Raw genomic sequence first — 25,746 nt, 5'->3', positions numbered from 1 at the left:
AGCGAACTCGGGATTAATCCCGAATCCCCCTACCCGGTGATGCGCTGCAAGATACGCGCTGGCGCACAACCTTCAAAATCACGCTTTCTTTCGCTCTGTAACAGAGGTTACGAAGCCAGAAAACCTTAACCATCTGATTGATGTATATGGTTTTTCAGACGTTAAAAAGGCCCGACGGAGGGGTCCCGCCGGGCCTTCTGTTTAAACCGGTTGAACCGGAGTTGGAAAGCTCAGTTCGACTGGCGGCGCAGGAAGGCCGGAATCTCGAGCTGGTCTTCTTCCGTATTGCGCGCCGGAGCTGCGCGACCGAGTTGGTCGAGCTGCCCCTGGGCCGGCCGGGTGGCTGGCGCCGGCGGGCGGCGCATGAACTCCGCATGGGCAGCGCTCGGGCCGGCTGCTGCGACCGGAGGCGCCGGACGCGGAGCCGGTGCCGGAACAGGCGCAACTGGGGCGTCGGCGTAGTCATCTTCCTTGCGACCGAAGCCAACCGAGGCGAGGCGCTGCATCAGCGACATGCGCTTCTGCTCGGCCGAAGCCGGCGCGGGAGCCGGCACCGCGCCGCGGCTCTGCGCGATCTGATGCTGGGCCGGCATCGGCAGGTCCTCGACGCGCGGCATGCGGGTCGGGCGGATGACGGCGCGCTCGGGAGCCGGCGGAATGAAGCTGTCCTCGAAATGCGGCATGGACGCTTCGGCAACCGGAGCTTCGACGACCGGCGGAGCCACCATCGCCGGGCGCGGCTGGGCCGGCTCGATGCGGACATCGGCAGCGTAGGCCGCTGGAGCCGGAGCGCGGACCGGCTCGGGAGCCACGTACTCGGCTACGGGAGCCGGCATCGGCGCCGGAGCAGCCGCGGCGGAGGTGCGGACGTTCGGGACGGCCGAGCGCAGCCGCGCCTCGGCCTTCAGCCGCTCGGCGACCTCGGCGATGCGGGCTTCGGTCGGGTCGAGCTCGCCATGGGCGCTCATCGGCTTGTCGATGCCGGTGGCGACGACAGAGACGCGCATCGTGCCTTCCAGCGCCTCGTCGAAGGTGGCGCCGACGATGATGTTGGCCTCGGAGTCGACCTCCTCGCGGATGCGGGTGGCGGCCTCGTCGACCTCATAGAGCTTCATGTCGCGCCCGCCGGTGATCGAGATAAGCAGACCGCGCGCGCCCTTCATCGAGACATCGTCGAGCAGCGGGTTGTTGATCGCGGCCTGGGCGGCCGAGAGCGCGCGCTTTTCGCCCTGGGCCTCGCCGGTGCCCATCATCGCCTTGCCCATGCCGCGCATCACGGCGCGGACGTCGGCGAAGTCGAGGTTGATCAGGCCGGGACGGACCATCAGGTCGGTGATGCAGGCGACACCGGAGTAGAGTACCTGGTCGGCCATGCCGAAGGCGTCGGCGAAGCCGGTGTTCTCGTTGGCGACACGGAACAGGTTCTGGTTCGGGATCACGATCAGCGTGTCGACGGCTTCGTTGAGCTCACCGATGCCGGCCTCGGCCATGCGCATGCGACGCTGGCCCTCGAACTGGAACGGCTTGGTGACGACGCCGACGGTCAGGATGCCCATGTCGCGGGCGACGCGGGCGATCGCGGGGGCCGCGCCCGTGCCGGTGCCGCCGCCCATGCCGGCGGTGATGAAGACCATGTGCGCACCGGCGAGATGATCGCGGATCTCGTCGATCACCTCTTCCGCCGCCGCCCGGCCGACTTCCGGCTGCGAGCCGGCGCCGAGGCCTTCGGTAACCTGGAGGCCCATCTGGATGATGCGCGGGGCGCGGGCAAGAGCGAGTGCCTGCGCGTCGGTGTTGGCGCAGACGAAGTCGACGCCGTCGAGCCCGGCCTCGATCATGTTGTTCACGGCATTGCCGCCGGCGCCACCGACACCGAACACGGTGATCCGGGGCTTGAGTTCCCGGATGTCCGGGGCTTGCAGGTTCATCGCCATGATTGCCTCTTTCACTGTCTTGTCCGGCTCCTGGCGGGCCGTCCCGTCTTCCACGCCAGGGGCCGTGGCCCCGTTCTGTTAAATCTCACCCCGGGTCGCCTCGCCTCGCGGCGTCGCGGCCCGCAACTCTAGAAGCTCTCGCGCAGCCAGCGGCCGACGCGGGAGAAGTAGCCGTCGGTCGCATGGGCGAAGAAGGACGCCCCTGCCCGCGGCTCGAAATGTTCGACATGCGCGACCTGCGGATAGACCAACAGGCCGACCGCCGCCGCGAAGGACGGGCCCTTGCCCGCCTCAGGCAAGCCCTTGATTCCGAGCGGCCGGCCGGTGCGGACCTGGCCGCCGAGCACGCGCCGCGCCACTTCCGGCATGCCGGTAAGCTGGCAGGCGCCGCCGGTCAGCACCACGCGGCGCCCGGCCTCGGCCGAGAAGCCGGCCGCCTTCAGCCGGTCGCGCACCAGTTCGAGGATTTCCTCGACGCGCGGCTTGATAATCCGCACCAGATGCGACTTCGAGAGATGGTTCGGCATGTCGCGCTCGTCATCGTCGACCTGCGGCACCGCGATCATGTCGCGCTCGTCGGACGGGCTGGCGATGGCCGAGCCGTGCAGCGTCTTCAAACGCTCGGCCGCGGAGACCCGGGTCGAGAGCCCGCGCGCCACGTCCATGGTGATGTGGTTGCCGCCGACTGCGATCGCGTCGGCATGGGTCAGGTGCCCGCCGGAGAAGACGCCGAGCGAGGTCGTGCCGCCGCCCATGTCGACCACGACGACGCCCATCTCAGCTTCGTCATCGACCAGGACCGAGAGACCCGCCGCGTAAGGTGTCGCGACCACCGCCTCGACCTCGAGATGGCAGCGCTCGACCGCGAGCATGACATTGCGGGCCGCAGCCGCTTCCGAGGCGACGACGTGCATGTCGACCGAGAGCGAACCGCCGATCAGCCCGCGCGGATCGAGCACGCCGGGCGATCCGTCGAGCGCGTAACCGGTCGGCAGCGCGTGCAGCACCGCCTTGCCTGGGCGAATGGCGTGGTTCGCCGCCGCCGCGAGCACGCGCTTGACGTCGGAGTCGCCGACCGAGCCACCGCGCAGATCGACGCTGGCGGCGTAGTGCTGGGAGTTCAGGCGGCCACCGGTGAGGTTCACGATCACCGACTGCACTTCGACCTTGGCCATGCGCTCGGCCGCGTCGACCGCGGCGCGGATGGCGCGCTCGGCGCTTTCGAGATCGATGATCGCCCCGCCCTTCAGGCCGAGCGAGCGCTGATGGCCGATGCCGATGATGCGCGCGACATGGGTGCGCCCGCGCAGCCGCTCGTTCGCTTCGGCCGGGTTGAGCTCGGCGATCAGGCAAACGACCTTGCTCGTGCCGATGTCCAGAATCGACAAGGTCGCGCTCTTGCGCGACGACAAGGGCCGCATCCGCGGCGTCAGGCCCTGCGAGGTCAAACTCATGCCTCGCCGCCCTTCTTCTTCGTCTTGCTCTTGAGCTGCTCGGCCCGCGCGGTCGCGGCTTCTTCGGTCAGGCGCATGGTGACGCGGTCAGGCTGGCGCATGTCGATGGCGATCAAATCCTTCTCGCTGATCCGGAAGTCCTGCTCGAGGCTGGCGAGGCGCTTCACCGCTGCCCCGGCGCCCTGCTCCGGCAGCCGGATGTCGGCGCCGGTGTCGAGCTTCAGGTTCCAGCGCCGGCCGGCGACGAGGCTGCCGGCGCGGATGCGCGCGGCAAAGGGGCCAGCCTCGTTGAGCAGCGCGAGATAGTCCTTCGCCTTGAGATTGGCGTCGGCACCGACGACCAGCGGCAGATTGGCGAAGCGGCCATCGTCCATCTTGTCGATCACCGTGCCGTCCTGGGCGATCAGGAAAAGCTCGCCCTTGACCTGCCAGAGCGCATAGGGCTCGCGTTCGGTGAGAGCGATCGAAATCTCGCCGGGATAAAGCTTGCGGACCGAGGCCTCGCGGATCATCGGCGTGGCTTCGAGCCGCTTGCGGGCCTCGTCCGCATCGAAGAAGGCGAGCGAGATCTTGGGATCGATGCCGGCCGCGACCAGGACCTCGATCTCGGAGAGCCCGCTCAGGCCCGAAATGGTGATGCGGTCGATGCCGAGCCCGACTGCCCGGGCCAGCGCATGCTTCGGCTCACCATAAGTTTCGCGGAAGGTCTCGTAGTGGCCGCCGAGGACCGCCCCGGTCGTGCCCGTGAGCGCCAGGAAGGCGATCGCCAGCCAGGAGCCGAGGCCGCTCGGCAGCCGCTCGGCCAGCGGCACCGCGACGGCGCTGCGGCGCGAGCCGCGGAACCAGCGGCGCGAGCGCTCGCCGACGAGGAGCTGAGGCCCCGTCACGCGCATCGGCAGGTTGGCGCCGGCAAACACCGGTTCCACCTTCACCGATTTAAGGAGGCGTCCTCCACGATCCATTTGACGAGCTCACCGAAATTCATGCCCGCATGGGCGGCTAATTCGGGCACCAGGCTAGTCTCGGTCATGCCCGGCTGCGTGTTGACTTCCAACCAGACGAGCGTGTCGCTCTCGTCGTCGTAGCGGAAGTCTGAACGGCTGACGCCGCGGCACCCGATTGCTTGATGCGCCGTTAACGCACACTCTTCGATCCGCTGGTAAATATTCGGTAAAATTTGAGCCGGGCAGATGTGGATTGAACCGCCTTTGGCATATTTGGCGTCGTAGTCGTAGAACTCACCCGTCGCCGCCCGAATCTCCGTTACCCCCAAGGACTTGCCGTCCATCACCGCGCAGGTCAGTTCGCGTCCGGCGATGAAGGTTTCGGCCAGCATGGTCTCGCCGCAGGGCCAGTCCGGCCGGGCGATCTCCTGGGGTGGATGCTCGCGGCCTTTCTTAACGATCACCACCCCGACAGATGAGCCTTCGTCGATCGGCTTGATCACATAGGGCGGTGGCAGGGCGTGCCGTTTCGCCGCCTCGAAGCGCGAGACGCTGATGCCGTGTGCCACCGGCACGCCGGCCGCCGACACGACCATCTTGGCCTTGTCCTTGCGGATGGCGAGCGCCGAGGCGAGCACGCCAGAATGGGTATAGGGAATGCCGAGAATCTCGAGCATGCCCTGGATGGTGCCGTCCTCGCCGAAGCGGCCATGCAGGGCGTTGAAGACGACCTCGGGCTTCAGCCTGGCCAGAACCTCGGCGACGTCGCGGCCGACCTCGACGTGCGTGACGCGGTAGCCGACGCTTTCGAGCGCCCGGGCACAGGCCGCGCCGCTGCGGAGGCTGACCTCACGCTCGACCGACCACCCGCCCATCAGCACTGCGACATGCTTGCTCATCAAGGTTCCTGACACCGAATTCCTGGGTCCGAACCTGATCCGACATGGTTAACGACGCGTTAACGATGCGCCCTGCCGGTTAATGTCTCGGCAGCTGTTGCGCGCCGGACTCACTCCCCCTCGCCGGCGGCGACCTTGGCCAGCAGAGCCTTGAGTTGCTCGCGCTCGGACGCTCCGAGCGGCGAGAGCAGCCGCTCCTCTGTCGCCACATGCGAGACCACGAGCAGCTCGATCAGCGCGAATCCGTCCGGCGTCAGCAGGATGCGCAGGCTCCTCCTGTCCTGCGGATCGGCCTGCCTTGCGATCAGTCCGCGCTTCTCCAGCCGGTCGAGCCGATTCGTCATCGCCGAGGTCGACAGCATCATGTCCTTGGCGAGCTCGGACGGGGTCAGCGAACCACCGCGCTCGCCCTGGCGGCGCAAAGTCATCAGCACGTCGAAGCCGGCGAAATCGAGCTCGGCCCCGGCGAGATTGCCGGCCAGTCCCTGGCGAATCCGCTCGCCCGCGCGCCAGACCGCACCACAGACCGCCATGGGACCGGGATCGATGTCGGGTCGCGCCACTCGCCACTGCGCCAGAATCGAATCCAGCGGCCCGCCTTGCCCGTTCACCTCGTCAACTTGACTCATGGAAATCCTGCGCCTAATTATCCGTCATCAAGTAATTCGATATCGAATTATCTGACGTCGGACAACCTTATCAGCCCGGCGCAGCTGCCGCAAACCGCGAGAGCAAGACGATGACGGACAGAACCGCTGCATTCCCGATCGACCCGATCTTCATCGAGCGCTGGTCGCCGCGTGCCTTCCATCCGGAGGCCATGCCTGCCGAGGCGCTACTGACCATCCTGGAAGCCGCCCGCTGGGCTCCGTCTGCCTATAATGTGCAGCCTTGGCGCTTCCTCTATGCGCAGCGAAACGATGCGCATTGGCCGCACTTCGTTTCGCTGCTCGACAGCTTCAACCAGAGCTGGGCCGGATCGGCCTCCGCCCTCGTCTTCGTATTGTCGGATACCGGCTCGGACGACCTCGGCCAGCAGGCGCAAGCTTCACCGATCCGCAGCTTCGACACTGGCGCCGCCTGGTCGCATATCGCCCTGCAGGCCGTCCGGCTCGGCTACCATGCCCATGCGATGGCCGGCATCGATGTCGAGGCCACCCGCAAAAGCCTCGCCGTTCCCTCGCGCTTCCGCGTCGAGATCGCCGTCGCGCTCGGCCGCCGGGCAGAGCCCGAAACGCTGCCGCCGCAACTGCGCGAGCGGGAATGGCCGAGCCCCCGGCGCCCCCTGACGGAAACCGCTTTCTCCGGCCCCTTCCCGGCCTGAGCGCCGGATCCATCTCTCTCGAAAGGTCACGGCCATGGCCGACAACAAGACCCGCATCCTGTTCGCGACGATCCTCGCGCCCATCCTCTGGGGCTCGACCTATGTCGTCTTCACCCAGACGCTTCCGGTCGAGCATCCGCTGCTCGTCGGGGCGCTCCGCGCATTGCCCGCCGGCATCCTGCTGATGTTGCTCGGGCCGGGCCTGCCGCCGCGCGACAAGCTCCTGCCGCTCGCTATCATTGGCTTCGCCAATATCGGCCTGTTCTTCGGCATGCTCTTCCTCAGCGCCTCGCGCCTGCCGGGCGGGCTCGCCGCCACTCTGGGCTCGATGCAGCCGCTGATCGTCGCCTTCCTCGCCTGGCCGCTGCTGCTGCGCCGCCCGCGCCTCGGGCAGGTGCTCGCCGCGCTCGCCGGCACCGTCGGCGTCGGCCTGCTGGTCATCGACGACACGGTGAAGCTCGACGCGATCGGGGTCGTCGCCGCCCTCATCGGCGCCGCCTCGATGGCGACCGGCACCGTCCTGATCGAGCGCTGGGGCAAGGTCGGCACGCCGCTGGCACTCGCCGCCTGGCAGCTCACGCTGGGCGGGCTGCTGCTCCTGCCGGTCGCGCTCGTGGTCGAGGGCCTGCCGCCCATGCCGACCATGCGCAACCTCGCCGGGCTGACCTATCTCGTCGTGATAGGCACCGCCTTCGCCTACTGGCTCTGGGTGCGCGGCATCGCCACGATCGGGACGGGCGTCGCCTTCCTGAGCCTGCTCAGCCCGCTGGTCGCGACCTTCCTCGGCGCCGCCCTGCTCAATGAATGGTTCAATGCCCAGCAATGGCTCGGCATCGCCATCATCTTCGGCTCGACCGTCGCCGGCATCCTGCTGTCACGCCGCAAGGCTGACAACGCGCTGGCGCCAGTCAGGCCGCAACACCGAACCGCTTGATCTCCCAGTGCAACTCATAGCCTGAGTTGTCCTTGACCCGGCGGCGGACCTCTTCGCCCAGGCCCTCGATATCGGCGGCGGTCGCGCCGCCGGTATTGATCAGGAAGTTGCAGTGCATCTCGGAGACCTGCGCGCCGCCGATGCGCAGGCCGCGGCAGCCGGCGGCATCGATCAATTGCCAGGCCTTGCCGCCTTCAGGATTTTTGAAAGTCGAGCCGCCGGTGCGCTCCTTGATCGGCTGCGCCGCCTCGCGCGCCGAGGTCACCCGGTCCATCTCGGCGAGGATCGCGGCCTGTTCGCCCGGCCGGCCCTGGAACAGCGCCGAGGTGAAGATCATATCGGTCGGCGCGGTCGAGTTGCGATAGCTGAAGCCCATCTGCGCATGCGAGAAAGTGACGATCTCACCGGCACGTGTCACGCCCCGCGCCTCGACGAGAACATCGGTGGTCTCGCCGCCATGCGCGCCGGCGTTCATCCTGAGCGCCCCGCCGATGCAGCCGGGAATACCGCGATAGAAGGCGAGCCCGTCGAGCGAGGCATCGGCCGCGGCGCGCGCCACCTTCACATCCGGAACGGCCGTCCCGGCGCGCAACCGGTCACCCTCCTCGCGGGCGATCTCGCCGAAGGCCTTGCCGGAGAGCCGGATGACCACGCCGGGAATGCCGCCATCGCGGACGATCAGGTTCGAGCCGAGCCCGACCACGGTGACCGGGATCTCCACCGGCAGCTTGCCGAGCAGATAGGCGAGATCGGCCTCGTCGGCCGGATTGAACAGCACCTGCGCCGGTCCACCTACGCGGAACCAGGTCAGCCCCGCCATCTCCTGATTGGCGAGAAGCCGCCCGCGCAGCTCGGGCGCGGCAGCGCGGATGTCGGCGGAGAGGTCCGGGAAGCTCACCGGGAGGTCCCCAGCGCCGCCAGCTCCCCCGGCAGCGCATAAGCCCATTGCGTGATGTTGCCCGCTCCGAGGCAGACGACATAGTCGCCCGGGCCGGCCAGCTCAGCGACCATGCCGGCAAGCTTGTCCGGGGATTCGAGCGGCAGCGTATGACGGTGGCCGCGCGCCTTGATCGCCGCCACCAGCGAATCGCGGTCGATGCCCGCAATAGGCTGCTCGCCGGCCGCGTAGACATCGGCGATAATCACCGAATCGGCATCGTTGAAGCAGGCGGCGAAGTCGGCGAACAGGCTCGACAGGCGGCTATAGCGGTGCGGCTGCATCACCGCGATGACCTTGCCCTTGGTCGAGGCGCGCGCGGCCTTGAGCACGGCGGCGATCTCGACCGGATGGTGGCCGTAATCGTCGAAGATCAGCGCGCCGTTCCACTCGCCGGTCTTGGTGAAGCGGCGCTTGACCCCGCCGAAGCCGGCCAGCCCGGCACGGATCTGCTCGACCGGCACGCCGAGATCATAGGCGACGGCGATCGCGGCGGTGGCGTTGAGCGCGTTGTGATGGCCCGGCATCGGCATGATGAGGTCGCGCACCACCTCCTCGCGGCCGCGCTTGCGATCGCGGATCAATAGCGTGAACTTCGACCGGCCGCCCGAGAGGTCGATGTCGAGCAGGCGGAAATCGGCCTGCGGGTTCTCGCCATAGGTGATGACGCGGCGGTCTTCGATCTGCCCGACCTGCTCCTGCACGGTCGGATGGTCGATGCACATCACCGCGAAGCCGTAGAACGGCAGGTTCTCGACGAAGGCGCGGAAGGCCGCCTTAATCGCGTCGAACGAGCCGAAATGGTCGAGGTGCTCCGGGTCGATATTGGTGATGATCGCGACATCAGCCGGCAGCTTCAGGAAGGTGCCGTCGGATTCGTCGGCCTCGACCACCATCCAGTCGCTCTCGCCCATGCGGGCATTGGTGCCGTAGGCGTTGATGATGCCGCCATTGATCACGGTCGGGTCGAGCCCGCCCTTTTCGAGCAGGGTCGCGACCAGGGAGGTCGTCGTCGTCTTGCCATGCGTGCCGGCGATGGCGACGCAGGATTTCAGCCGCATCAGCTCGGCCAGCATCTCGGCGCGGCGCACCACCGGCAGGCGCTGCTCGCGCGCCGCCATCAGTTCGGGATTGTCACGCTTGATCGCGGTCGAGACCACGACCACCTCGGCCTCGCCGATGTTCTCGGCCTTATGGCCGACGAAGGTCTTGATGCCCTTCTCGGCCAGGCGCTTGACGTTAGCGCCGTCTGACGCATCCGATCCCTGCACCTTGTAGCCGAGATTGTGCAGGACCTCGGCGATGCCGGACATGCCAATGCCGCCGATGCCGACGAAATGGATGGAGCCGAGTTTCGGCGGCAGCTTCATGGTATCGCGTCCTGAAAGATCAGTTTTGGGCGGTCTGCAGCACGAGCCGCGCCAGGCGGTCGGCCGCATCCGGTATGCCCGCGCTCTTGGCCGCCTGAGCCATCGCCGTCAAGCGCAACGGTTCGGCGAGCAGCACGGACAGCTCCGCAGCGAGCCGCCGCGGCGAGAAATCGTTCTGCAGGATCATCATCGCCCCGCCAGCTCTCGCGAGCACTCCGGCATTGGCGGCCTGGTCTTGGTCGAGCGAGCCCGGCAATGGCACCAGCAGCGAGGGGCGACCGATCACCGTGAGTTCGGCGATGGTCGAGGCGCCGGAGCGTGCGATCACCAGATGGGCCGCCGCCATCCGCGCTGGCAGGTCCTTGAAGAAGGGCGCGATCTCGAACCTGATACCGAGGGAGGTGTAGATCTTCCGCACCCGCTCGTCATCTTCGGCCCGCGCCTGCTGGACGATCGACAGGCGGCCGCGCTCCTCCGGCGAGAGCAGCTGCATCGCCGGCGGGACGATGTCGGCCATCACCCGCGCGCCCTGGCTGCCGCCGAAGACGAGCAGGTTGAGACGCCCGTCCGGCTCGCTATAGGGCGAGGCCGCATCGATCACCGCTGGCCGGACCGGATTACCAACCTGGGTACACTTCCTTGCCTGCTCCGGTGTCAGCCCGCCGACTTCGGCAAAGCCGGTCGCGATCGCCTTGACCCGGCTCGCGAGGAAGCGGTTGGCCCGGCCGATCACGGCGTTCTGCTCGTGCACCATGGTCGGCACGCCCATCAGCGCCGCGGCGAAGACCGGCGGCACGGTCGGATAGCCGCCGAAGCCGACGACGATGGCGGGCTTCAGCTGCTTGATCGCCTGGCGCGCCGCCAGCCCGCCGCGCAGGAGCACGACGGCAGCCTTCGCCATCGCGACCGGCGACTTGCCCGAGGGCGTCGCCGCCGGCACCGCATGGATCGACTCGGCCGGGAAGTTGCCGGCGTATTCGGCAGCGCGCGTATCGGTGATCAGCGCCACCCTGGCGCCGTGGCTGTGCAAGGCATGGCTCAGCGCCTCGGCCGGAAAGAGGTGCCCGCCCGTGCCGCCGGCGGCGAGCACGACGAGCGGCGCCTGCGCCTCTGCGCTCACGAGCTGCGCTCCGGCTTGCCGAAGCTCTCGGCGCGCGGCCGCTTGCGGGTCAGCGCCAGCAGGAAGCCGGTGCCGAGCGCCAGCGAGATCAGCGAGGAGCCGCCATAGGAGATGAACGGCAAGGTCATGCCCTTGGCCGGCATCATGTGCAGGTTCACCATCATGTTGATCGCGGCCTGGATGCCAAAAAGCAGGGCAAGACCTGTGACGCCGAGGCGCACGAACGGATCCTCGGCACGCTGCGCCACGAACAGCGCCCGCAGAACGATCGTCGCGAAAAGCAGCACCAGCACCATGCAGACGACGATGCCGAACTCCTCGGCGGTGACCGCGAAGATGAAGTCGGTATGGGCGTCCGGCAGGATGCGCTTGACCGTGCCTTCGCCCGGGCCCTTTCCGAACCAGCCGCCCTGGGCGAAGCTTTCCAGCGCGGTATCGACCTGGAAGGTGTCGCCCGAGCCCTTGTCCATGAAGCGCTCGATGCGGGCGCGCACATGCGGGACGAGTTCATAGGCTATGAACAGGCCGACGGCGCCGATGCCACCGAGCCCCAAGACCCAGAACCAGTGCAGGCCGGCGACGAAGAACAGCCCGGCCCAGACCAGGGTGACCAGGATGGTCTGGCCGAAGTCCGGCTGCAGCACCAAGGGCACGATCGTGATCGGCAGCAGCAGGAAGGCGATGATCGTGCCCGGCAACTCGGGCCGGCGATGGCCTTCGGCAAAAGCCCAGGCGGCGAGCACGACGAAGGCCGGTTTCAGGAATTCGGAGGGTTGGATCGACCCAAGCGGCCCGAGCGTCAGCCAGCGCTTGGCACCCTTGACCTCGACGCCGAAATAGAGCGTGCCGATCACGCCGGCGAGAGAGAACAGGAAGATGACCAACGCGATCCGCCGCACCTGGCGCGGCGCGAGCAGCGAGGTCGAGAGGAAGATCGCCAGCGCGACCAGGAGATAGACCACCTGGCGGTTGACGAAATGGAAGGTCGACAGGCCCAGCCGCTCGGCGACCGGCGGCCCGCCCGCCATCAGCAGCACCACGCCGGAGACCATCAGCGTCACCAGCGTCGTCAGGATGACGCGGTCGATCGACCACCACCAGCGGCCGCTCAGGCTGGGTTCTGCGCGCGAGACCATCGTTCCAAGGCTCCGTCGATGAGCAGGCAGATCGAAGGCGCCCGCTCCGGCGAATCACTCTGTCAATGAATGGTTAACCGATTGATTCCGATGCCGACGATCGCGCCCGCCGGCTTACAGCCGCCGCGGCTTGTCCACCGCGACCTCGCCACGATCCGCCAGATACGAGCAGATCATCCTAACGAGCTCGTCCCGCAACTGGGGCTCGCGCAGCCTGCCGCGACGCGCCGCATTGTGGATCACGCCATCGATCGCATCGGAAATGACGAGGCCGACGGTCGCGGCGGGAACGCCCCGATCCTGCGCTTCATAGGCGCTCGCCGCTTCGGTGTAGAGGGCGAGGTACTGCGCCTCGATCTGGCTGTTCTGGTCCCGGTAGGCCTCGAGGCCCGGCGCTTCGTCCAGAAGCACACGATGCAGCCCCGGATGGATGCTGTGCGCCTCGATGATGTTGGCCACCAGGGTTTCGACGAACGCGACGAGGGATTGTGTCTCGGCGAGAGCGCCCCGGACCGCAGCGAGGCTGTCATCGATATGCCGGCGCCTGATCGCGTCGACCAGCGACAGCTTGTCGGGGAAGTACTGATAGAGCGAGCCGATGCTGACGCCGGCGGCATCGGCGACCTTGTTCGTCGTGAAGCCGCCCCAGCCCTGCTCGCTCAGAATGCGAGCCCCGGCCTCGACCACTGCGTCCACCGTCGCCCGCGATCGCGCCTGACGCGGCTCCTTGCGCATCGAGAACCGCTCTTTGGCAATGCGAGTAGACAAATTGGACGCCTCGGCCCCGAATATGAGGACATTACTCACATTTCTTGCGCGGGACCATCGATCATGAGCGAGATGCTGCAAACCCTGTACGGGTACCAAGCCTGGGCGAATAATGACCTGCTCGACAAGCTGGCGCTGCTTGATGGAGCGACGCAAGCTGCAGAGCGCAAGACCGCGCTGCGGCTGATCAGCCACTACCATGTCGTGGCCGAGATCTTCGCCGCGCATCTGACCAGCACAGACCATGGCTACACCTCGGACAACACAACCGAGACGCCATCCCTGGATGAGCTCCGGGCAGCGGTCGCGGCGACGGATCGCTGGTACCAGGACTATGTCCGGACGGCCTCGCCCGAGATGCTGACCGAAGCGGTCGCCTTCAGCTTCACCGATGGCGACAAGGGTCGTATGACCAAGCAGGAGATGCTCCTGCACGTCGCCCTGCACTCGGCGGTTCATCGCGGCGAGGTCTGCCGCATCCTGTGGCAGCTCAAGGTCATGCCGCCCTGGGACACGCTCGCCGTCTACCTGCACCAGTCGGAGCCGGCGCGGCGCCAGCAGAGAACGGCAGCTCACGTCTCGGGATAGGGCCTGCCATCCTTGTGCACGAAGCGCCCGTCGGCATTGGCGCTCATCATGTCGATGTCGGAGCAGGTGGTGAGGTCGGCCCCATGGCGGCTGCCGACTTCGAGATAGACCGCGACCTTGTCCGACCGGTTGATCATGTGGTGGCCGTTGCGGCTGTTCTTGGCGAAGGCGGCACAATCGCCGGGGCGCAGCATCGTCTCGCCTTGGTCCTCGACCAGGACCAGTTCTCCTTCGAGCAGATAGACGAACTCGTCCTCATGCGAATGCCAGTGCCGCTGGCTCGACCAGCCGCCGGGCGGAAGCCGCATCAGGTTGACGCCGAAATCGCTGAGGCCGCCGGCATTGCCGAGCCGCTTGCGGATACGCTCGGCGCAAGGGGCGTCGAAGGGCTTCGGATAACCCGAGCCCTTGCGTTCCGGTACGGCGGCGACGTCGATCTTGGGCATGGCGGGCGGCTCCAGGCTGATGGCCGCCCGCAACCTATCACGCGACGGCCGTCTAGCGGGCTGCAACCGCCTCGAATCCCGGCAGCGCCTTGACCAGCGCCCGGAACGCGTCGCCCCGCACCTCGAAATTCGGGAACTGATCGTAGGAGGCGCAGGCCGGCGAGAGCAGCACGGCGATCTCGCCGGTCCCTTCCCGCGCCAGCGCCACCTTCGTCGCGGACGCGACCGCGATGTCGAGCGTGCCACTGCGCTCGTAAGCAACGCGGCCGTCATCGTCGAAGGTCGCGGCGAAGAGGTCGCTCGCTGCGCCGATCAGATAGGCGTGGGCGATGTTGGGGAAATAGCGCCTTAGCGACTCGATGCCGCCTTCCTTGGCCTTGCCGCCGAGGATCCAGAATATCTCGCGGAAGGAGGTCAACGCCTTCTCGGTCGAGTCGGCATTGGTCGCCTTGGAATCGTTGATGAAGACGACGCGCCCGATGCGGCCGAGCTCCTCCATCCGGTGCTTCAGCCCGGGATAGCTCCTGAAACCGGCGGCGACTTCCTCGGCCGTCAGGCCAAGCGCCGCGCAGGCGGCAAAGGCAGCCGCCGCATTCTGGGCATTATGGCTGCCACGCAAGGAACCGATGCCGGCGAGATTGGCGACGACCTTCGGCTTGCCGTCCCTGACCTCGACGATACGGGTGTCGAGCTGGCCGGCATTGGCGGTGACGCCGGCGAAGACGCCCTCGTCGAGCGGCTGCTCGCCGCTGATCTTCACGAGCGGCTTAGCCTGCGCGGCGCGCCGGCGCGCCATCTGCTTCGACGGCTCGTCGTCGACGCCTACAACCGCGATGTCGGAGGCCGCGACTAGCCGCTCCTTGATCGCGCCATAGGCTTCGAAGGTGCCGTGCCGGTCGAGATGATCCGGCGTCAGGTTCATCTGGATGCCGACGCTCGGCTTCATCGACGGCGCCAGATCGATCTGAAAGGTCGAGCACTCGACGACATGGATGCGATCCAGAGCCGGTGGCTCCAGCGCCAGCACGGCGGTGCCGATATTGCCGCCCATCTGCACGTCGCGGCCGGCGGCCTCAAGCACATGCGCAATCAGCGCTGTCGTCGTCGACTTGCCATTGGTGCCGGTGATGCAGATCACCGGCGCAGCGGGCGCAATCTTCGCCCGTTCGAGGAAGAACAATTCGATGTCGCCGATCACTGGGACATTCGCGGCCCTGGCTTTCTCAACCGTCCAGTGTGGCGCGGGATGAGTCAACGGCACGCCAGGCGACAGCACGAAAGCGGCAAAACCCGACCAGTCGGCGGTGGCGAGATCGACAACGGAGAGCCCCTCGGCCGCCGCCTTGTCGCGGCTCGCCTGATTATCGTCCCAGCAAGCAACCTTGGCCGCGCCAGCGACGAGCGCACGCGCCGTCACCAGCCCCGAGCCGCCCAAGCCGAACAGAGCAAGCGTCTTGCCGGCGAAAACCGTAATAGGGGTCATCAACGCAGCTTCAGCGTGGCGAGGCCGACCAGCGCCAGCACCACCGAGATGATCCAGAAGCGGATCACCACCTGCGGCTCGGTCCAGCCCAGCTTCTCGAAATGGTGGTGGATCGGCGCCATCAGGAAGACGCGCTTGCCGGTGCGCTTGAACACCGCGACCTGGATGATCACCGAGAGCGCCTCGACCACGAACAGGCCGCCGACGATGGCGAGCACGACCTCGTGCTTGATCGCCACCGCAATGGTGCCGAGCATGCCGCCCAGGCCGAGCGAGCCGGTGTCGCCCATGAAGATCTGCGCCGGCGGCGCGTTGAACCAGAGGAAGCCGAGCCCCGCTCCCATCATCGCGCCGCAGATCACGGCGAGCTCGCCGACGCCGGGGACATGATGGATCTGCAGGTAGTTGGCGAAGATGGCGTTACCGGCGAGGTAGGCGATGAAGCCGAAGGTGCCGGCCGCGATCATCACCGGCACGATGGCGAGGCCGTCGAGCCCGTCGGTCAGGTTCACCGAATTGCCGGCGCCGACCACGACGAAGGCGGTGGCCACCGGGAACAGGATGCCGAGTGGGATCATCAGTTCCTTGAGGAACGGCATGGCAAAGCCGCTGGCGATCGAGGGCGGGCTAACCTGCATGATCGCCGTGCAGGCGGCGAGCGCGATGACGATCTCGAGGCCGAGGCGCGCCTTGCTGGAGAAGCCCTTGTGCGACTGCTTCGTCACCTTGAGGAAATCGTCATAGAAGCCGATCGCGCCATAGGTCGCGGTCACGCCGAGCACGATCCAGACGTAAGGGTTGCGCAGGTTGCCCCAGAGCAGCGTCGCGACGAAGAGCCCGGTCAGGATCATCAGCCCGCCCATGGTCGGCGTGCCGCGCTTGGCCAGATGCGATTCCGGCCCGTCGGTACGGATCGGCTGGCCCTTGCCCTGCTTGATCCGGAGCCAGGAGATCGCCGCCGGCCCGAAGAAGAAGACGAAGAGCAGCGCGGTCGCGGTCGCTCCGCCGGCGCGGAAAGTGATGTAGCGGAAGACGTTGAGGATCGGGAATGTCCCCGCAAAATCGGCAAGCCAGACCAGCATCGAACCTTATTCCTTACTCAGTCGTCGGCCTGGACGACCGGGAAGCGAGCCGTCATCGCCTTGACGATCGGCCCCATGCGCGTGCCGAGAGAACCCTTCACCGTGACGACGTCGCCGGCGCGAACCGCGTCGAGCACATGAGGCTCGAGACCGGTCGCCTGCACGGAATAAGCGCCGCGGCGGTGCGAAGGCAAGGCGTCGTACAGGGTTCTCATCAGCGGGCCACAGGCGAAGACGAGGTCGATTCCGTTTCCGGTGACCGCGTCGGCGAGCCCCTTGTGCAGCTCCGGCCCGGTTTCGCCGAGCTCCAGCATGTCGCCGAGCACGGCGATGCGCCGGCCTCTGCCGGAGACTGGCATGCGGCCGAGATTCTCGATCGCCGCCCGCATTGAAGCCGGGTTGCCGTTATAGCTCTCGTCGATCAGCGTGAACGGGCCGGCCGGTGCGTGCAGCACCTGCCGCGCGCCGCGCCCGGCCGGTGGCTTGAGGTCGCCGAGCGCCAGCGCCGCCAGAGCAAGATCGGCACCGAGCGCCTCGACCGCCGCGAGCACGGCGAGCGAGTTCAAGACGATGTGCTTGCCCGGGCTGCCGAGCTTGTAGGTCACCGCCTGGCCCAGCACGCTGGCATTGGCGGTTGAGACATCCGGCTTCAGCGCACAGCCGAGCAACCGCACATCCGCCTGCTCGCTCTCGCCGAAGGAGATGACGCGCCCTGCCCCGCCGGCGAGCGCCAGCTCACGCAACAGGCCGGCCTGCGGGATGTCGGCATTGATGATCGCCGTGCCGCCAGCCTTCAGCCCGCCGAAGATCGCTGCTTTCTCGCGAGCGATCCCCTCCAGCGACTCGAAGGCGGCAAGATGCACCGGCTGGATCGTGGTGATCACGGCGACATCGGGCTTGACCATCTTCGCCAGCGGCAGGATCTCGCCGGGCGCGTTCATGCCGATCTCGTAGACGCCGTAGCGTACGTCGCGCGGCGTCCGCACCAGCGTCAGCGGCACGCCCCAATGGTTGTTGTAGGAGGCGACCGGCGCATGCGTCTTGCCCTGGCGCGAGAGCACGAGTCTCAGCGCCTCCTTGGTGCCGGTCTTGCCGACAGAACCTGTCACCGCGACGACCTTGGCCGAGAGCTCGGCCCGGCGCGCCATGCCAGCCTGCTCCATCGCGCGCAGCACATCGGGCACGACTGCTAGCGGCACATCCGCCGGGAAAGTGCCCGCATGTGCCTCATCGACGACGGCCAGCGCCGCGCCCCTGTCGAGCGCGGCCGCGACAAAGTCATGCCCGTCGCGCTCGCCCTTGATCGCGAAGAAGGCATCGCCCGGCTCCAGCGTGCGCGTGTCGATCGAGGCGCCGTTCACGGCAGCCGGCACAGGGCCTTGCGAACGGGCGCCCATCGCCTCGACCAGGCGCGCGCCGGTCCACAGCGGTTCGGTGGTCATCCCCGTCTTCCCCCAGCCAATGCCACGATCGCCTCCCGGACCACATCGTGATCCAAAAACGGCAAAGTCCGATCGCCGACGATCTGGCCGCTTTCATGGCCTTTTCCGGCAACGACCAGGACATCCCCAGGCTGCAGCATGGTGACGCCGGCCGCGATCGCCTCGGCCCGGTCACCGATTTCCCTGAGACGGTCCGGCGCCGCCGCCAGGACCTCGGCACGGATCGCGGCGGGATCCTCGCTGCGCGGATTGTCGTCGGTGACGATCGCGATGTCGGCGCCATCGGCGGCGATCTTGCCCATCAGCGGACGCTTGCCGCGATCGCGGTCGCCACCGCAGCCGAAGACGCAGACCAGCCGACCACCGGCATAGGGCCGCAACGCCTTCAGCACTGCCGCAAGCGCATCGGGTTTGTGGGCATAATCGACCACGATGAGCCCGCCATTGTGCTCAGCCACGCGATCGAGCCGGCCAGGAACGCCCTTGAGGCCGGCAATGGCCTGAACGCTGGCCACCGGGTCCTCGCCAGTCGCGATCGCGAGCCCGGCGGCGACCAGCGCATTGCCGGCCATGTAGTCGCCGACTATCGGCAGCACGACCTCCACCGTCGCACCATCGACCTCGACCGTCAGGCGCTGCGAGAAGCCTTCACGGGCCAGATCAAGCAGTTTCAGGCGGTCGCCCAGCTTTCCAATGCCGATCACCGGATGGCCGCCTGCCCGTGCCGCAGCTTCCGCGTCGGCGGCATAAGGTTCATCGCGATTGATCACCACCGGTGCGCCGGCCGGCAGCAGCTCCCAGAGCCGCAGCTTGGCAGAAAGATAGTCCTCGACGCTCGGATGGTAGTCGAGATGGTCGCGGCCGAGATTGAGGAAGGCGCCGGCCGAGAGCCGGACGCCGTCGAGGCGGCGCTGGTCGAGCCCGTGCGAGGACGCTTCCATCGCCACATGCGTGACGCCATCGCCGGCGAGCTTGTCGAGCGAGGCGTGCAGCGAGAGCGGGTCCGGCGTGGTCAGCGAGCCGTAATCGGCTCCGTCCTCGGTGACGATGCCGATCGTGCCGACGCTCGCTGCCTTGCGCCCGAGCGCCATAAAGATCTGGCGAGTGAACTCGGCGACCGAGGATTTCCCGCTCGTGCCGGTGACGGCGACAACAGTTCCCGGCTGGCGTGGATGCACCGTCGCGGCGGCCAGTGCCAGAGCGCGGCGCGGATCCTCGACCTGCGCATAGGCAACCTCGGCCGGCAGATCGGCTGGGCGTGGCCCACCGGCAACGATCGCGACCGCCCCGCGCTGGACCGCATCGGCGATGAAGCGGGCACCATCGGCCTTGGCGCCTGCGAGCGCAACGAAGGCATCGCCGGCCGAGACCTTACGGCTATCGAAGGCGAGGCCGTTGACGCGGCGCTCGCCCGACTCCGGAAACGCCCCGGGGAAGAGCTGGCCGAGGCTGAAACCGGATTGGGTCATCTCACTACCAAGGTCCTTCGGCCCAGAGTCCGTTCGAAAATTCGTCAGGGCGTGGCGAGAATGGGGTTTTTCGAGCATCGGAGCGGAGCGTACTCAAGTACGTGAGCACCGAAGCGCAGACAAACGCCATTCGCAGCCCGCCTTGACGAATTTGCGGGCGGGCTCAGCGCGAGCCCCAGGCGTTCAGCCTGGCCATCAGCGGGAACGGAGCGACCGGCGGGTCGAAGCGCGGCGCCAGGCCGAGGATCGGCGCGGCTCGCTCGATCACCTTGCCGGTGGTCTTGCCAGCATTCCAGGCCGCGGTCGAGTAGCCGCCGCTCTCGGCATAGCCCTTCGGCTCGTCATAGATGGCGAGGAAGACATAGCGCGGCTTGTCCGAGGGCGCGATCGCCGTGAAGGTGGTGAAGTTCTTGTTCTTGGCGTAGCGGCCATTGATAACCTTCTCGGCCGTGCCGGTTTTGCCGCCGACGAAATAGCCGGGAATGTTCGCGAACCGGGCCGAGCCCTTGTCGCCGTTGAGCCGCATGATGAAGCGCATGGCCTCGGAGGTCTCGGGCTTGATCACGCGGACCGCGTCCTTCTTGGCCTCCTCCTCGGAGCGCTTCAGGAAGGTTGGCCTGATCAGGTAGCCGCCATTGACCAGCGCTCCGACCGCCGCCAGCGCCTGGAGCGGCGCGACCGCAAGGCCATGGCCGAAGGCGATCGTCGCCGTATTGATCTCACCCCAGCGCCCGGGGACGATCGGCGCGGCGCTCTCCGGCAGTTCCGTCGTCATCCGGTCGAGCTGCATCATCTTCTTCAGGAAGGCCTTGTGGCCCTCGACGCCGACCGCGAGCGCCATCTTGATGGAGCCCATGTTCGACGAATGCAGGAACACCTCCGGCACCGTCAGCGTACGGCCGGTGCCGTGGTATTCCTTGATGACCTGGCGGCCGAACCGCATCATGCCGCCAGCGGTCGAGTAGCTCGAATTGATGTTGGCCTTGCCGGAATCGAGCGCCATCGCGATGGTCAGCGCCTTGAAGGTCGAGCCCATCTCGTAGACGCCGACATTCATCCGGTTGATCCGATCCTTCTCCAGCGCGTCGACCGGATTGTTGGGATCGAAATCGGGCAGCGAGACCAGCGCGATCACCTCGCCGGTGTTGACGTCCATGATGGCGCCGGCCGCAGCAATCGCCCGGTATTTCTCGATGCCCTTGACCAGCTCGTCGCGCACCAGATGCTGGACGCGCATGTCGATTGAGAGCTGCACCGGCTTGAGGTCGGAAGCCTGCACAGCGAAGCCCGCGCCATTCAGGTCCTGCAGCCCTTGCGAGTCGATGTACTTCTCGATGCCGGCGATGCCGATATTGTCGACATTGGCGAAGCCGAGCACATGCGCGGCGACGTTCCCGTTCGGATAGACGCGCTTGTTCTCGGGCACGAAGCCGACGCCGGGAATGCCGAGCCTGTGGACCTCCGCCTGCTGGCGCGGCGTGATCTCGCGCTTGACCCAGACAAAGCCCTTCTTGGTGCCGAGCTTATCGCGCAGCTCCTTGGCATTGAGATCGGGCAGCACCGCGGTCAGGAGCTCGGTCGCCTCGTCCTTGTCGAGAATATTGCGCGGCTCGGCGAAGACCGAGACGGTGCGCACATCAGTTGCAAGCTGGATGCCGTTGCGGTCGAGGATGTCGGGCCGAGCCGCCGAGATCGCGTTCGAGGTCGCGCGGCGCAGGCCGACCTGGTCGCTCGGGAAGGCGCCGAGCATGACGAGCCTGCCGACGATCGCCAGGAACAGCCCGCTGAAACCGAGAATGACGAGCCCGACGCGGGGCTCGCTCTTCTCGCCGCTCATCCGGAAGACGTCGCGCAGCCATTCGGTGCGGAAGCGCCATTTGCGCTTCGCAACCACGGGTTTTTCGATCGCGGCGGCACCGATCTCGAGCGCCCCGGCGTGCTGGTAGGGCTCCTGGCTCATGGGCGGGCTCCCGGCGTCGTCACGGCGTTGCTCTTGCGATCTTTCGGCGTCTCGGTCGGCAGGCCGAGGCCGAGGTCCTCCAGCTTGCGGCCGATCGAGTCGACCTTCGGCCCGCGATTGGGGATGTCCGACAGGCGCACGATCTGTGTGATCGCCAGCGGCTGCAGGTCGAGGTGCTTGTCGGCCAGCGCCTGCAGGCGTTCGGGCCGGTTGAGGAACTGCCATTCCGCCTTGAGCACCGCGATCGCCTCGCGCTCGCGCTGGGCCTTGGCCTTCAGCTTCTGCAGCTGTTCGGCCTGCAGCGTCGTCTCGTACTTGATCGAGTAGGCATAGAGCGCCGAGGACACCAGCGCGCCGATGGCGACGATATGCAAGAGCTTGATCATGCTCAGCTCCTCCGGCGGGCTTGCGGCGCGGGCACCACGGCGAGCCCGACAAGATCGGGATCGGGCGCGCGCGGCGGAAGGTCGGTACGCTCCACGGCGCGCAGCTTGGCCGAGCGGGCCCGCGGGTTGGCTCTGGTTTCGGCCACGGACGGCGCGACCGGCCCCTTGATGACGAGGCTGAACGTCGCCTGCGGCTGTGCCACGGCCGGGGCATGGCGCGAGCCGGTCGGCGCCTTGCCCGAGCGCTCCGCGAAGAACTGCTTGACGATGCGGTCCTCGAGCGAATGGAAGGTGACGACGGACAGCCGCCCGCCCGGCTTCAGCACGGCCTCGGCGCCATGCAGCGCCCTGACCAGCTCGCCGAGCTCGTCATTGACCGCGATGCGCAGGCCCTGGAAGGTCCGTGTCGCCGGATGCGCCCCGCCGGGCTCGCCCCGGACGATGCCGGCGACGAGATCGGCAAGCTGCTTCGTCGTCGTGATCGGCGCCTTGCGCCTGGCCTCGACGATGGCGCGCGCCACGGCGCGCGAGCGCCGCTCCTCGCCATAATGGTAGATGATGTTGGCGAGCACGCCTTCATCGGCTTCGTTGACGAGTTCGGCCGCGCTCTGGCCGCTCGCCCCCATGCGCATGTCGAGCGGCCCGTCGAAACGGAAGGAGAAGCCACGCTCGGCCTGGTCGAGCTGCATCGAGGAGACGCCTATATCGAGGACGACGCCGTCGAGCGGCACCATCTGGAAGCGCTCGGCCTCCTCCGCCAGCGCACCGAAGCGGGCCTCGGCCAGCGTCAACCGCCCGCCCATCGCCAGGACGAGGTCGGCACCGCCGGCGATCGCGGTGGGATCGCGATCGAGCGCGAGCAGCGTCGCCTCCGGCTCGCGCTCCAGCAGGGCGCGCGAATAGCCACCGGCGCCGAACGTGCCGTCGAGATAGCGGCCGCCAGGCTTGAGCGCGAGCGCATCGAGCGCCTCGTCCATCAGCACGGGAATGTGGGATTCGCCGGTCATGGCACCGTCCTCGCGCCCAGCATGCGCCGGACGTCGCGCAGCTTTCCCCTGGCATCCTCGAGATGCGCCTTGAAGCGCTCCGGCTCCCAGATCTGGAATTTGTGGCCCTGCCCGACGAAGGTGACGGTATCGCCGATGCCGGCATGCGCCTTCAGCGCCTCGCTCAGCATCATCCGCCCTTCGGGGTCGACCTTCAACACCTCGGAGGTGCCATTCAACGCCGTCGAGAGCGACTCCCATTCCTCGGAGAAGGGCGAGAAGCGCGACAGGATCTCGTCGATCGTCGCCCGCAGCGCATGGCCGCCGCAATCGAGACTGGCCTGGTCGAGCGCCGGATAGACGTAGAGCCCCTCGTAGCCGTCCTTCGCCAGCACGGCCCGGAAAGAAGCCGGGATCGAGACGCGCCCCTTGGCGTCCAGCCTGTTGGTGAAATGGGAGACGAAGCGGTCCGTCAACGCCGCCTCCAGGTCGGACTTCCAACCGCGCCGCTATGGCGCGAAGCGAGCCGGCAGGCACCGGCAATCGATACCCCCGTCGATCCCGACATGGCGGAGCCATCAGCCAAAATCCGCGCGGCACACGGGCTTCGACTTGTTGCTTGCCTGTCGGTCTCGACGGGATAATTTGGGATAGCATGGGACAATATGGGCGTCAACGGATCCAGCGCTGCAGAAGGAGGTCTGCCCGAGCCTGCAGGCATCACAGCCCGTTAAGGTTAACTATCCGTAAAGACGAGGATTTTCGGCACGCACCGAGGCCCGGCGGCGCCCATGAGAGCTGGCCGCCCCACCGGATCTGCGAAGAAATATTTTCGGGGCTGCGCGCCCTGCCCTGCCGGGCTCTAGCCTTCCGCCGCCGCTCTGCGCAGCAGCGCCTCGCGCAGGGCGCGGACATCGTCCAGCAAGCGCCCCGGCGGGACACCGCTGTCCTCGACCGCGCAGGGCACGGGATTGGCTGACAGGCTCGCCTTCTCGCGCAGGGCGCGGCCGGCGCCAGTCAGCTCGACCAGGACCTGCCGCTCATCTTCGCGGCCGCGCTTGCGCAGGATGAGACCGTTGCCTTCCAGGCGCTTCAGCAGTGGCGTCAGCGTGCCGGAATCGAGCATCAATCGATCGCCGATCGCCTTCACGCTCTGGCCATCCTGCTCCCACAGCACCAGCATGACCAGATATTGCGGATAGGTCAGCCCGAGCTCGGCCAGGAACGGCCGATAGGCCCGGTTGAAGGCATGAGCGGCCGAATAGACCGCAAAGCAGATCTGATCGTCGAGCCCGCGCACCAATGTCGCCTTCGCATCTTCCGTCATGGCTTTGCCGTCAGTCGACCGCATCATGGCTCCTTGGACAGGGCGAGCGATCCGATCGGATTGGAACAACCCACCGATGAAACAGTCTCACCCTGCGATGAACCCAAGATACTCTTTCATCGCACCGAGCGCTGCCTGTTCACGGAAATTTGAATTGCAGACAATTCGATTGTGCACAATCTAATTCGCATCAACCACGGCGGACGGGCCGCCCAGCAAGGAGAGCAATCATGAAAATCCTCTACACCGCCCATGGTTCCGCCACCGGTGGCCGCGAAGGCCAGGCCGCGACCGATACCGGCAACGTCAAGCTCGTGCTGAACACGCCGAAAGAGCTCGGCGGCGGCGGTGGCGAGGGCACCAATCCCGAGCAGCTCTTCGCCATGGGCTATTCCGCCTGCTTCCTCGGCGCGCTGAAGTTCGCCGCCGGCAAGGAGAGCGTGAAGATCCCGGACGACGCCCGCGTCAGCGCCGATGTCGGCATCGGCCCGCGTGACGACGGCAAGGGCTTCGGCATCGCCGTCAAGCTGACGATCTCGGCGCCCGGCATCGAGAAGGCCAAGCTCGAGGACCTCGTCCAGAAGGCCCATATCGTCTGCCCGTATTCGGACGCGACCCGGGGCAACATTGACGTCCAGCTGACGGTTGCGGCCTGACCTTACCCCACCCATCTGATCCTCACGGCCGGGCATCCCTCCGGCCGTGAGACGATTTGGCCCGCCCTCCAGCCGGCCTCGTTTCCGGAAGCCTCAACCTCAAAGCCTCTGGAACATCCCATGATCGATCGCCGCCATTTCCTCACAGCGGCTGCAGCAGCCGCACTCGCGCCTGCCCTGCCCGCGTACGCCCGCGCTCCCTTGACCGGCGCACAGGTGCCGGGCATCTATCGCCGCAAGCTCGGCGACCTCGAAATCACCGCGCTTCTCGACGGCTATGTCCCGCTCGGTGCCCAGTCCTTCGCCGGCCCTGAGCCGACAACCGTACGCCAGCTCATTGCCGGCGCCGGCCTCGACGAAAGCCTGCCGACCTCGGTCAACGCCTTCGTCGTCAATAGCAAGGACCGGACCTATCTCGTCGACACCGGTTCCGGCGCCTGGAACGCCATGGGCAACACCATGGGCCGGGCCGAGAGCAACCTGCGTGCTGCCGGGATCGAGCCGGCGCAGATCGACGCGATCATCCTGACGCACGCTCACCCGGATCATCACGAAGGCCTTCTCACAGCCGAGAAGACCGCCCGCTTCCCCAACGCCGAGCTGATCATCCACGAGGCCGAGCATGCCTTCTGGCATGATGACGGCATCCTCAGCCAGGCGCCGGCGGAGGTGAAACCGTTCTTCGCCTCCGCCCGCGGGGCGCTGGCGCCTTATGCCAGCCGTACCCGCAAGGTGAAGGCGGGCGAGGTCGCGCCCGGACTGACGCTCGAGCACGCTCCGGGCCATACGCCGGGGCACAGCATCCTGCGGCTTTCCTCCGGCAACCAGCAACTTCTGCTCGTCGGCGACTGCATCCATAATGTCGTGCTGCAGACCGCCCAGCCCGAGATCACCTTCGTCTTCGACGCCGACGCAAAGCAGGCCGTTGCCTCGCGCCGGCGCGTGCTCGACATGGCGGCGGCCGACAAGCTGGTGATCAGCGGCGCCCATATCCCCTTCCCCGGCTTCGGCCGGGTCAACAAGGAGGGCAACGGCTACCGCTTTGCCACGGCGGAGTGGAGCTACACGCTCTGACCGCAGCGTCAGCAGACACGAAAGGGC

25 protein-coding genes are annotated in these 25,746 nt (G+C 67.2%); 5 read left to right on the top strand and 20 right to left on the bottom strand.

The annotated features are described in order from the left end of the window. Nucleotides 1-230: 230 nt before the first annotated feature. The 5 genes from ftsZ to BLM15_RS01355 form a co-directional block, all read right to left on the bottom strand. A complete protein-coding gene (gene ftsZ / locus BLM15_RS01375; RefSeq protein ID WP_126109670.1) occupies nt 231-1,934 on the bottom strand; it encodes a cell division protein FtsZ in 1,704 nt (567 codons plus the stop codon). A 128-nt stretch (nt 1,935-2,062) separates the two neighbouring features. Further along, a complete protein-coding gene (gene ftsA / locus BLM15_RS01370; RefSeq protein WP_126109668.1) occupies nt 2,063-3,388 on the bottom strand; it encodes a cell division protein FtsA in 1,326 nt (441 codons plus the stop codon). Beyond that, complete coding sequence (locus tag BLM15_RS01365) at nt 3,385-4,320, bottom strand: cell division protein FtsQ/DivIB (protein WP_236846480.1); 936 nt, start codon at nt 4,318-4,320, stop codon at nt 3,385-3,387. The genes ftsA and BLM15_RS01365 overlap by 4 nt, the downstream gene beginning before the upstream one ends. Further along, nucleotides 4,317-5,231: a D-alanine--D-alanine ligase gene (locus BLM15_RS01360; RefSeq protein WP_126109664.1), complete on the bottom strand. Its 915-nt coding sequence runs from the start codon at nt 5,229-5,231 to the stop codon at nt 4,317-4,319. Before BLM15_RS01360 ends, BLM15_RS01365 begins: the two co-directional genes overlap by 4 nt. A gap of 110 nt (nt 5,232-5,341) precedes the next feature. Beyond that, nucleotides 5,342-5,860: a MarR family winged helix-turn-helix transcriptional regulator gene (locus BLM15_RS01355; RefSeq protein ID WP_126109662.1), complete on the bottom strand. Its 519-nt coding sequence runs from the start codon at nt 5,858-5,860 to the stop codon at nt 5,342-5,344. A 110-nt stretch (nt 5,861-5,970) separates the two neighbouring features. On the opposite strand from BLM15_RS01355, the gene BLM15_RS01350 reads away from it, so the two are divergent. Beyond that, nucleotides 5,971-6,555: a nitroreductase family protein gene (locus BLM15_RS01350; RefSeq protein WP_126109660.1), complete on the top strand. Its 585-nt coding sequence runs from the start codon at nt 5,971-5,973 to the stop codon at nt 6,553-6,555. Between the two features lie 34 nt (nt 6,556-6,589). Further along, nucleotides 6,590-7,489 (top strand): DMT family transporter, encoded by a 900-nt coding sequence (locus tag BLM15_RS01345; RefSeq protein ID WP_126109658.1) that lies wholly within the window; start codon nt 6,590-6,592, stop codon nt 7,487-7,489. Here the strand turns inward: BLM15_RS01345 and murB are convergent. From murB to BLM15_RS01320, 5 genes are all read right to left on the bottom strand, one after another. After that, the gene (gene murB / locus BLM15_RS01340) at nt 7,464-8,387 is read right to left on the bottom strand and encodes a UDP-N-acetylmuramate dehydrogenase (protein ID WP_236846479.1); all 924 of its coding nucleotides are present in this window, start codon (nt 8,385-8,387) and stop codon (nt 7,464-7,466) included. The genes BLM15_RS01345 and murB overlap by 26 nt on opposite strands. Beyond that, the gene (gene murC / locus BLM15_RS01335) at nt 8,384-9,796 is read right to left on the bottom strand and encodes a UDP-N-acetylmuramate--L-alanine ligase (RefSeq protein ID WP_126109654.1); all 1,413 of its coding nucleotides are present in this window, start codon (nt 9,794-9,796) and stop codon (nt 8,384-8,386) included. The genes murB and murC overlap by 4 nt, the downstream gene beginning before the upstream one ends. 19 nt (nt 9,797-9,815) lie before the next feature. Continuing rightward, nucleotides 9,816-10,916, bottom strand: coding sequence for an undecaprenyldiphospho-muramoylpentapeptide beta-N-acetylglucosaminyltransferase (murG, locus tag BLM15_RS01330; protein ID WP_126109652.1), 1,101 nt, complete (start codon nt 10,914-10,916; stop codon nt 9,816-9,818). Beyond that, nucleotides 10,913-12,052: an FtsW/RodA/SpoVE family cell cycle protein gene (locus BLM15_RS01325; RefSeq protein ID WP_126109650.1), complete on the bottom strand. Its 1,140-nt coding sequence runs from the start codon at nt 12,050-12,052 to the stop codon at nt 10,913-10,915. Before BLM15_RS01325 ends, murG begins: the two co-directional genes overlap by 4 nt. A gap of 114 nt (nt 12,053-12,166) precedes the next feature. After that, nucleotides 12,167-12,787 carry a TetR/AcrR family transcriptional regulator gene (locus tag BLM15_RS01320; RefSeq protein ID WP_126109648.1) on the bottom strand — a complete coding sequence of 207 codons (621 nt, stop codon included), beginning with the start codon at nt 12,785-12,787 and terminating at the stop codon, nt 12,167-12,169. A 96-nt stretch (nt 12,788-12,883) separates the two neighbouring features. On the opposite strand from BLM15_RS01320, the gene BLM15_RS01315 reads away from it, so the two are divergent. Beyond that, entirely contained in the window at nt 12,884-13,408 is a 525-nt protein-coding gene (locus BLM15_RS01315; protein WP_126109646.1) for a DinB family protein, read from the top strand. Here BLM15_RS01315 and BLM15_RS01310 read toward each other — a convergent pair. The 10 genes from BLM15_RS01310 to BLM15_RS01265 all read right to left on the bottom strand — a co-directional run bounded on the left by BLM15_RS01310 (nt 13,393) and on the right by BLM15_RS01265 (nt 23,989). After that, entirely contained in the window at nt 13,393-13,854 is a 462-nt protein-coding gene (locus BLM15_RS01310; RefSeq protein WP_126109644.1) for a cupin domain-containing protein, read from the bottom strand. The two genes, BLM15_RS01315 and BLM15_RS01310, sit on opposite strands and share 16 nt — an antisense overlap. 52 nt (nt 13,855-13,906) lie before the next feature. Continuing rightward, nucleotides 13,907-15,337 (bottom strand): UDP-N-acetylmuramoyl-L-alanine--D-glutamate ligase, encoded by a 1,431-nt coding sequence (gene murD / locus BLM15_RS01305; RefSeq protein ID WP_126109642.1) that lies wholly within the window; start codon nt 15,335-15,337, stop codon nt 13,907-13,909. Continuing rightward, the gene (gene mraY, locus BLM15_RS01300; RefSeq protein ID WP_126109640.1) at nt 15,337-16,419 is read right to left on the bottom strand and encodes a phospho-N-acetylmuramoyl-pentapeptide-transferase; all 1,083 of its coding nucleotides are present in this window, start codon (nt 16,417-16,419) and stop codon (nt 15,337-15,339) included. Before mraY ends, murD begins: the two co-directional genes overlap by 1 nt. A 17-nt stretch (nt 16,420-16,436) precedes the next feature. Next, on the bottom strand, nt 16,437-17,861 hold the full coding sequence (locus BLM15_RS01295; RefSeq protein WP_126109638.1) for a UDP-N-acetylmuramoylalanyl-D-glutamyl-2,6-diaminopimelate--D-alanyl-D-alanine ligase: 1,425 nt from the start codon (nt 17,859-17,861) through the stop codon (nt 16,437-16,439). Continuing rightward, entirely contained in the window at nt 17,858-19,330 is a 1,473-nt protein-coding gene (locus BLM15_RS01290; RefSeq protein WP_126109636.1) for a UDP-N-acetylmuramoyl-L-alanyl-D-glutamate--2,6-diaminopimelate ligase, read from the bottom strand. Before BLM15_RS01290 ends, BLM15_RS01295 begins: the two co-directional genes overlap by 4 nt. A 163-nt stretch (nt 19,331-19,493) precedes the next feature. Beyond that, a complete protein-coding gene (locus tag BLM15_RS01285; protein ID WP_126109634.1) occupies nt 19,494-21,290 on the bottom strand; it encodes a peptidoglycan D,D-transpeptidase FtsI family protein in 1,797 nt (598 codons plus the stop codon). Beyond that, nucleotides 21,287-21,676: a cell division protein FtsL gene (ftsL, locus tag BLM15_RS01280; protein ID WP_110488944.1), complete on the bottom strand. Its 390-nt coding sequence runs from the start codon at nt 21,674-21,676 to the stop codon at nt 21,287-21,289. The genes BLM15_RS01285 and ftsL overlap by 4 nt, the downstream gene beginning before the upstream one ends. A 2-nt stretch (nt 21,677-21,678) precedes the next feature. Then, nucleotides 21,679-22,683, bottom strand: coding sequence for a 16S rRNA (cytosine(1402)-N(4))-methyltransferase RsmH (gene rsmH, locus BLM15_RS01275; RefSeq protein WP_126109632.1), 1,005 nt, complete (start codon nt 22,681-22,683; stop codon nt 21,679-21,681). Further along, complete coding sequence (locus BLM15_RS01270; protein WP_126109630.1) at nt 22,680-23,138, bottom strand: division/cell wall cluster transcriptional repressor MraZ; 459 nt, start codon at nt 23,136-23,138, stop codon at nt 22,680-22,682. Before BLM15_RS01270 ends, rsmH begins: the two co-directional genes overlap by 4 nt. Before the next feature lie 386 nt (nt 23,139-23,524). Next, on the bottom strand, nt 23,525-23,989 hold the full coding sequence (locus tag BLM15_RS01265) for a MarR family winged helix-turn-helix transcriptional regulator (RefSeq protein WP_126109628.1): 465 nt from the start codon (nt 23,987-23,989) through the stop codon (nt 23,525-23,527). Nucleotides 23,990-24,219: 230 nt separating this feature from the next. On the opposite strand from BLM15_RS01265, the gene BLM15_RS01260 reads away from it, so the two are divergent. Both BLM15_RS01260 and BLM15_RS01255 read left to right on the top strand, forming a co-directional pair. Continuing rightward, the gene (locus BLM15_RS01260) at nt 24,220-24,645 is read left to right on the top strand and encodes an organic hydroperoxide resistance protein (protein ID WP_110488942.1); all 426 of its coding nucleotides are present in this window, start codon (nt 24,220-24,222) and stop codon (nt 24,643-24,645) included. A gap of 120 nt (nt 24,646-24,765) precedes the next feature. Next, nucleotides 24,766-25,719, top strand: coding sequence for an MBL fold metallo-hydrolase (locus BLM15_RS01255; protein ID WP_126109626.1), 954 nt, complete (start codon nt 24,766-24,768; stop codon nt 25,717-25,719). Nucleotides 25,720-25,746: the final 27 nt, after the last annotated feature.

The sequence above is a fragment of the Bosea sp. Tri-49 genome (assembly GCF_003952665.1).
Taxonomy (GTDB): domain Bacteria; phylum Pseudomonadota; class Alphaproteobacteria; order Rhizobiales; family Beijerinckiaceae; genus Allobosea.
The sequence above is the reverse complement of the archived record's forward strand: the minus strand, read 5'-3'. Positions and strand labels throughout refer to the sequence as shown.

Excerpts from the sequence above, each read along its gene's own strand:
- BLM15_RS01355 (WP_126109662.1), bottom strand. The coding sequence starts at position 5,860 with ATGAGTCAAGTTGACGAGGTGAACGGGCAAGGCGGGCCGCTGGATTCG.
- BLM15_RS01320 (WP_126109648.1), bottom strand. The coding sequence starts at position 12,787 with ATGCGCAAGGAGCCGCGTCAGGCGCGATCGCGGGCGACGGTGGACGCA.
- BLM15_RS01290 (WP_126109636.1), bottom strand. The coding sequence starts at position 19,330 with ATGACCCAATCCGGTTTCAGCCTCGGCCAGCTCTTCCCCGGGGCGTTT.
- BLM15_RS01265 (WP_126109628.1), bottom strand. The coding sequence starts at position 23,989 with ATGACGGAAGATGCGAAGGCGACATTGGTGCGCGGGCTCGACGATCAG.
- BLM15_RS01310 (WP_126109644.1), bottom strand. The coding sequence starts at position 13,854 with ATGCCCAAGATCGACGTCGCCGCCGTACCGGAACGCAAGGGCTCGGGT.
- murD (WP_126109642.1), bottom strand. The coding sequence starts at position 15,337 with ATGACCCCTATTACGGTTTTCGCCGGCAAGACGCTTGCTCTGTTCGGC.
- murC (WP_126109654.1), bottom strand. The coding sequence starts at position 9,796 with ATGAAGCTGCCGCCGAAACTCGGCTCCATCCATTTCGTCGGCATCGGC.
- ftsZ (WP_126109670.1), bottom strand. The coding sequence starts at position 1,934 with ATGGCGATGAACCTGCAAGCCCCGGACATCCGGGAACTCAAGCCCCGG.
- BLM15_RS01325 (WP_126109650.1), bottom strand. The coding sequence starts at position 12,052 with ATGGTCTCGCGCGCAGAACCCAGCCTGAGCGGCCGCTGGTGGTGGTCG.
- ftsA (WP_126109668.1), bottom strand. The coding sequence starts at position 3,388 with ATGAGTTTGACCTCGCAGGGCCTGACGCCGCGGATGCGGCCCTTGTCG.
- rsmH (WP_126109632.1), bottom strand. The coding sequence starts at position 22,683 with ATGACCGGCGAATCCCACATTCCCGTGCTGATGGACGAGGCGCTCGAT.
- BLM15_RS01260 (WP_110488942.1), top strand. The coding sequence starts at position 24,220 with ATGAAAATCCTCTACACCGCCCATGGTTCCGCCACCGGTGGCCGCGAA.
- BLM15_RS01255 (WP_126109626.1), top strand. The coding sequence starts at position 24,766 with ATGATCGATCGCCGCCATTTCCTCACAGCGGCTGCAGCAGCCGCACTC.
- mraY (WP_126109640.1), bottom strand. The coding sequence starts at position 16,419 with ATGCTGGTCTGGCTTGCCGATTTTGCGGGGACATTCCCGATCCTCAAC.
- BLM15_RS01315 (WP_126109646.1), top strand. The coding sequence starts at position 12,884 with ATGAGCGAGATGCTGCAAACCCTGTACGGGTACCAAGCCTGGGCGAAT.
- BLM15_RS01350 (WP_126109660.1), top strand. The coding sequence starts at position 5,971 with ATGACGGACAGAACCGCTGCATTCCCGATCGACCCGATCTTCATCGAG.
- BLM15_RS01345 (WP_126109658.1), top strand. The coding sequence starts at position 6,590 with ATGGCCGACAACAAGACCCGCATCCTGTTCGCGACGATCCTCGCGCCC.
- BLM15_RS01285 (WP_126109634.1), bottom strand. The coding sequence starts at position 21,290 with ATGAGCCAGGAGCCCTACCAGCACGCCGGGGCGCTCGAGATCGGTGCC.
- BLM15_RS01360 (WP_126109664.1), bottom strand. The coding sequence starts at position 5,231 with ATGAGCAAGCATGTCGCAGTGCTGATGGGCGGGTGGTCGGTCGAGCGT.
- BLM15_RS01295 (WP_126109638.1), bottom strand. The coding sequence starts at position 17,861 with ATGACCACCGAACCGCTGTGGACCGGCGCGCGCCTGGTCGAGGCGATG.
- ftsL (WP_110488944.1), bottom strand. The coding sequence starts at position 21,676 with ATGATCAAGCTCTTGCATATCGTCGCCATCGGCGCGCTGGTGTCCTCG.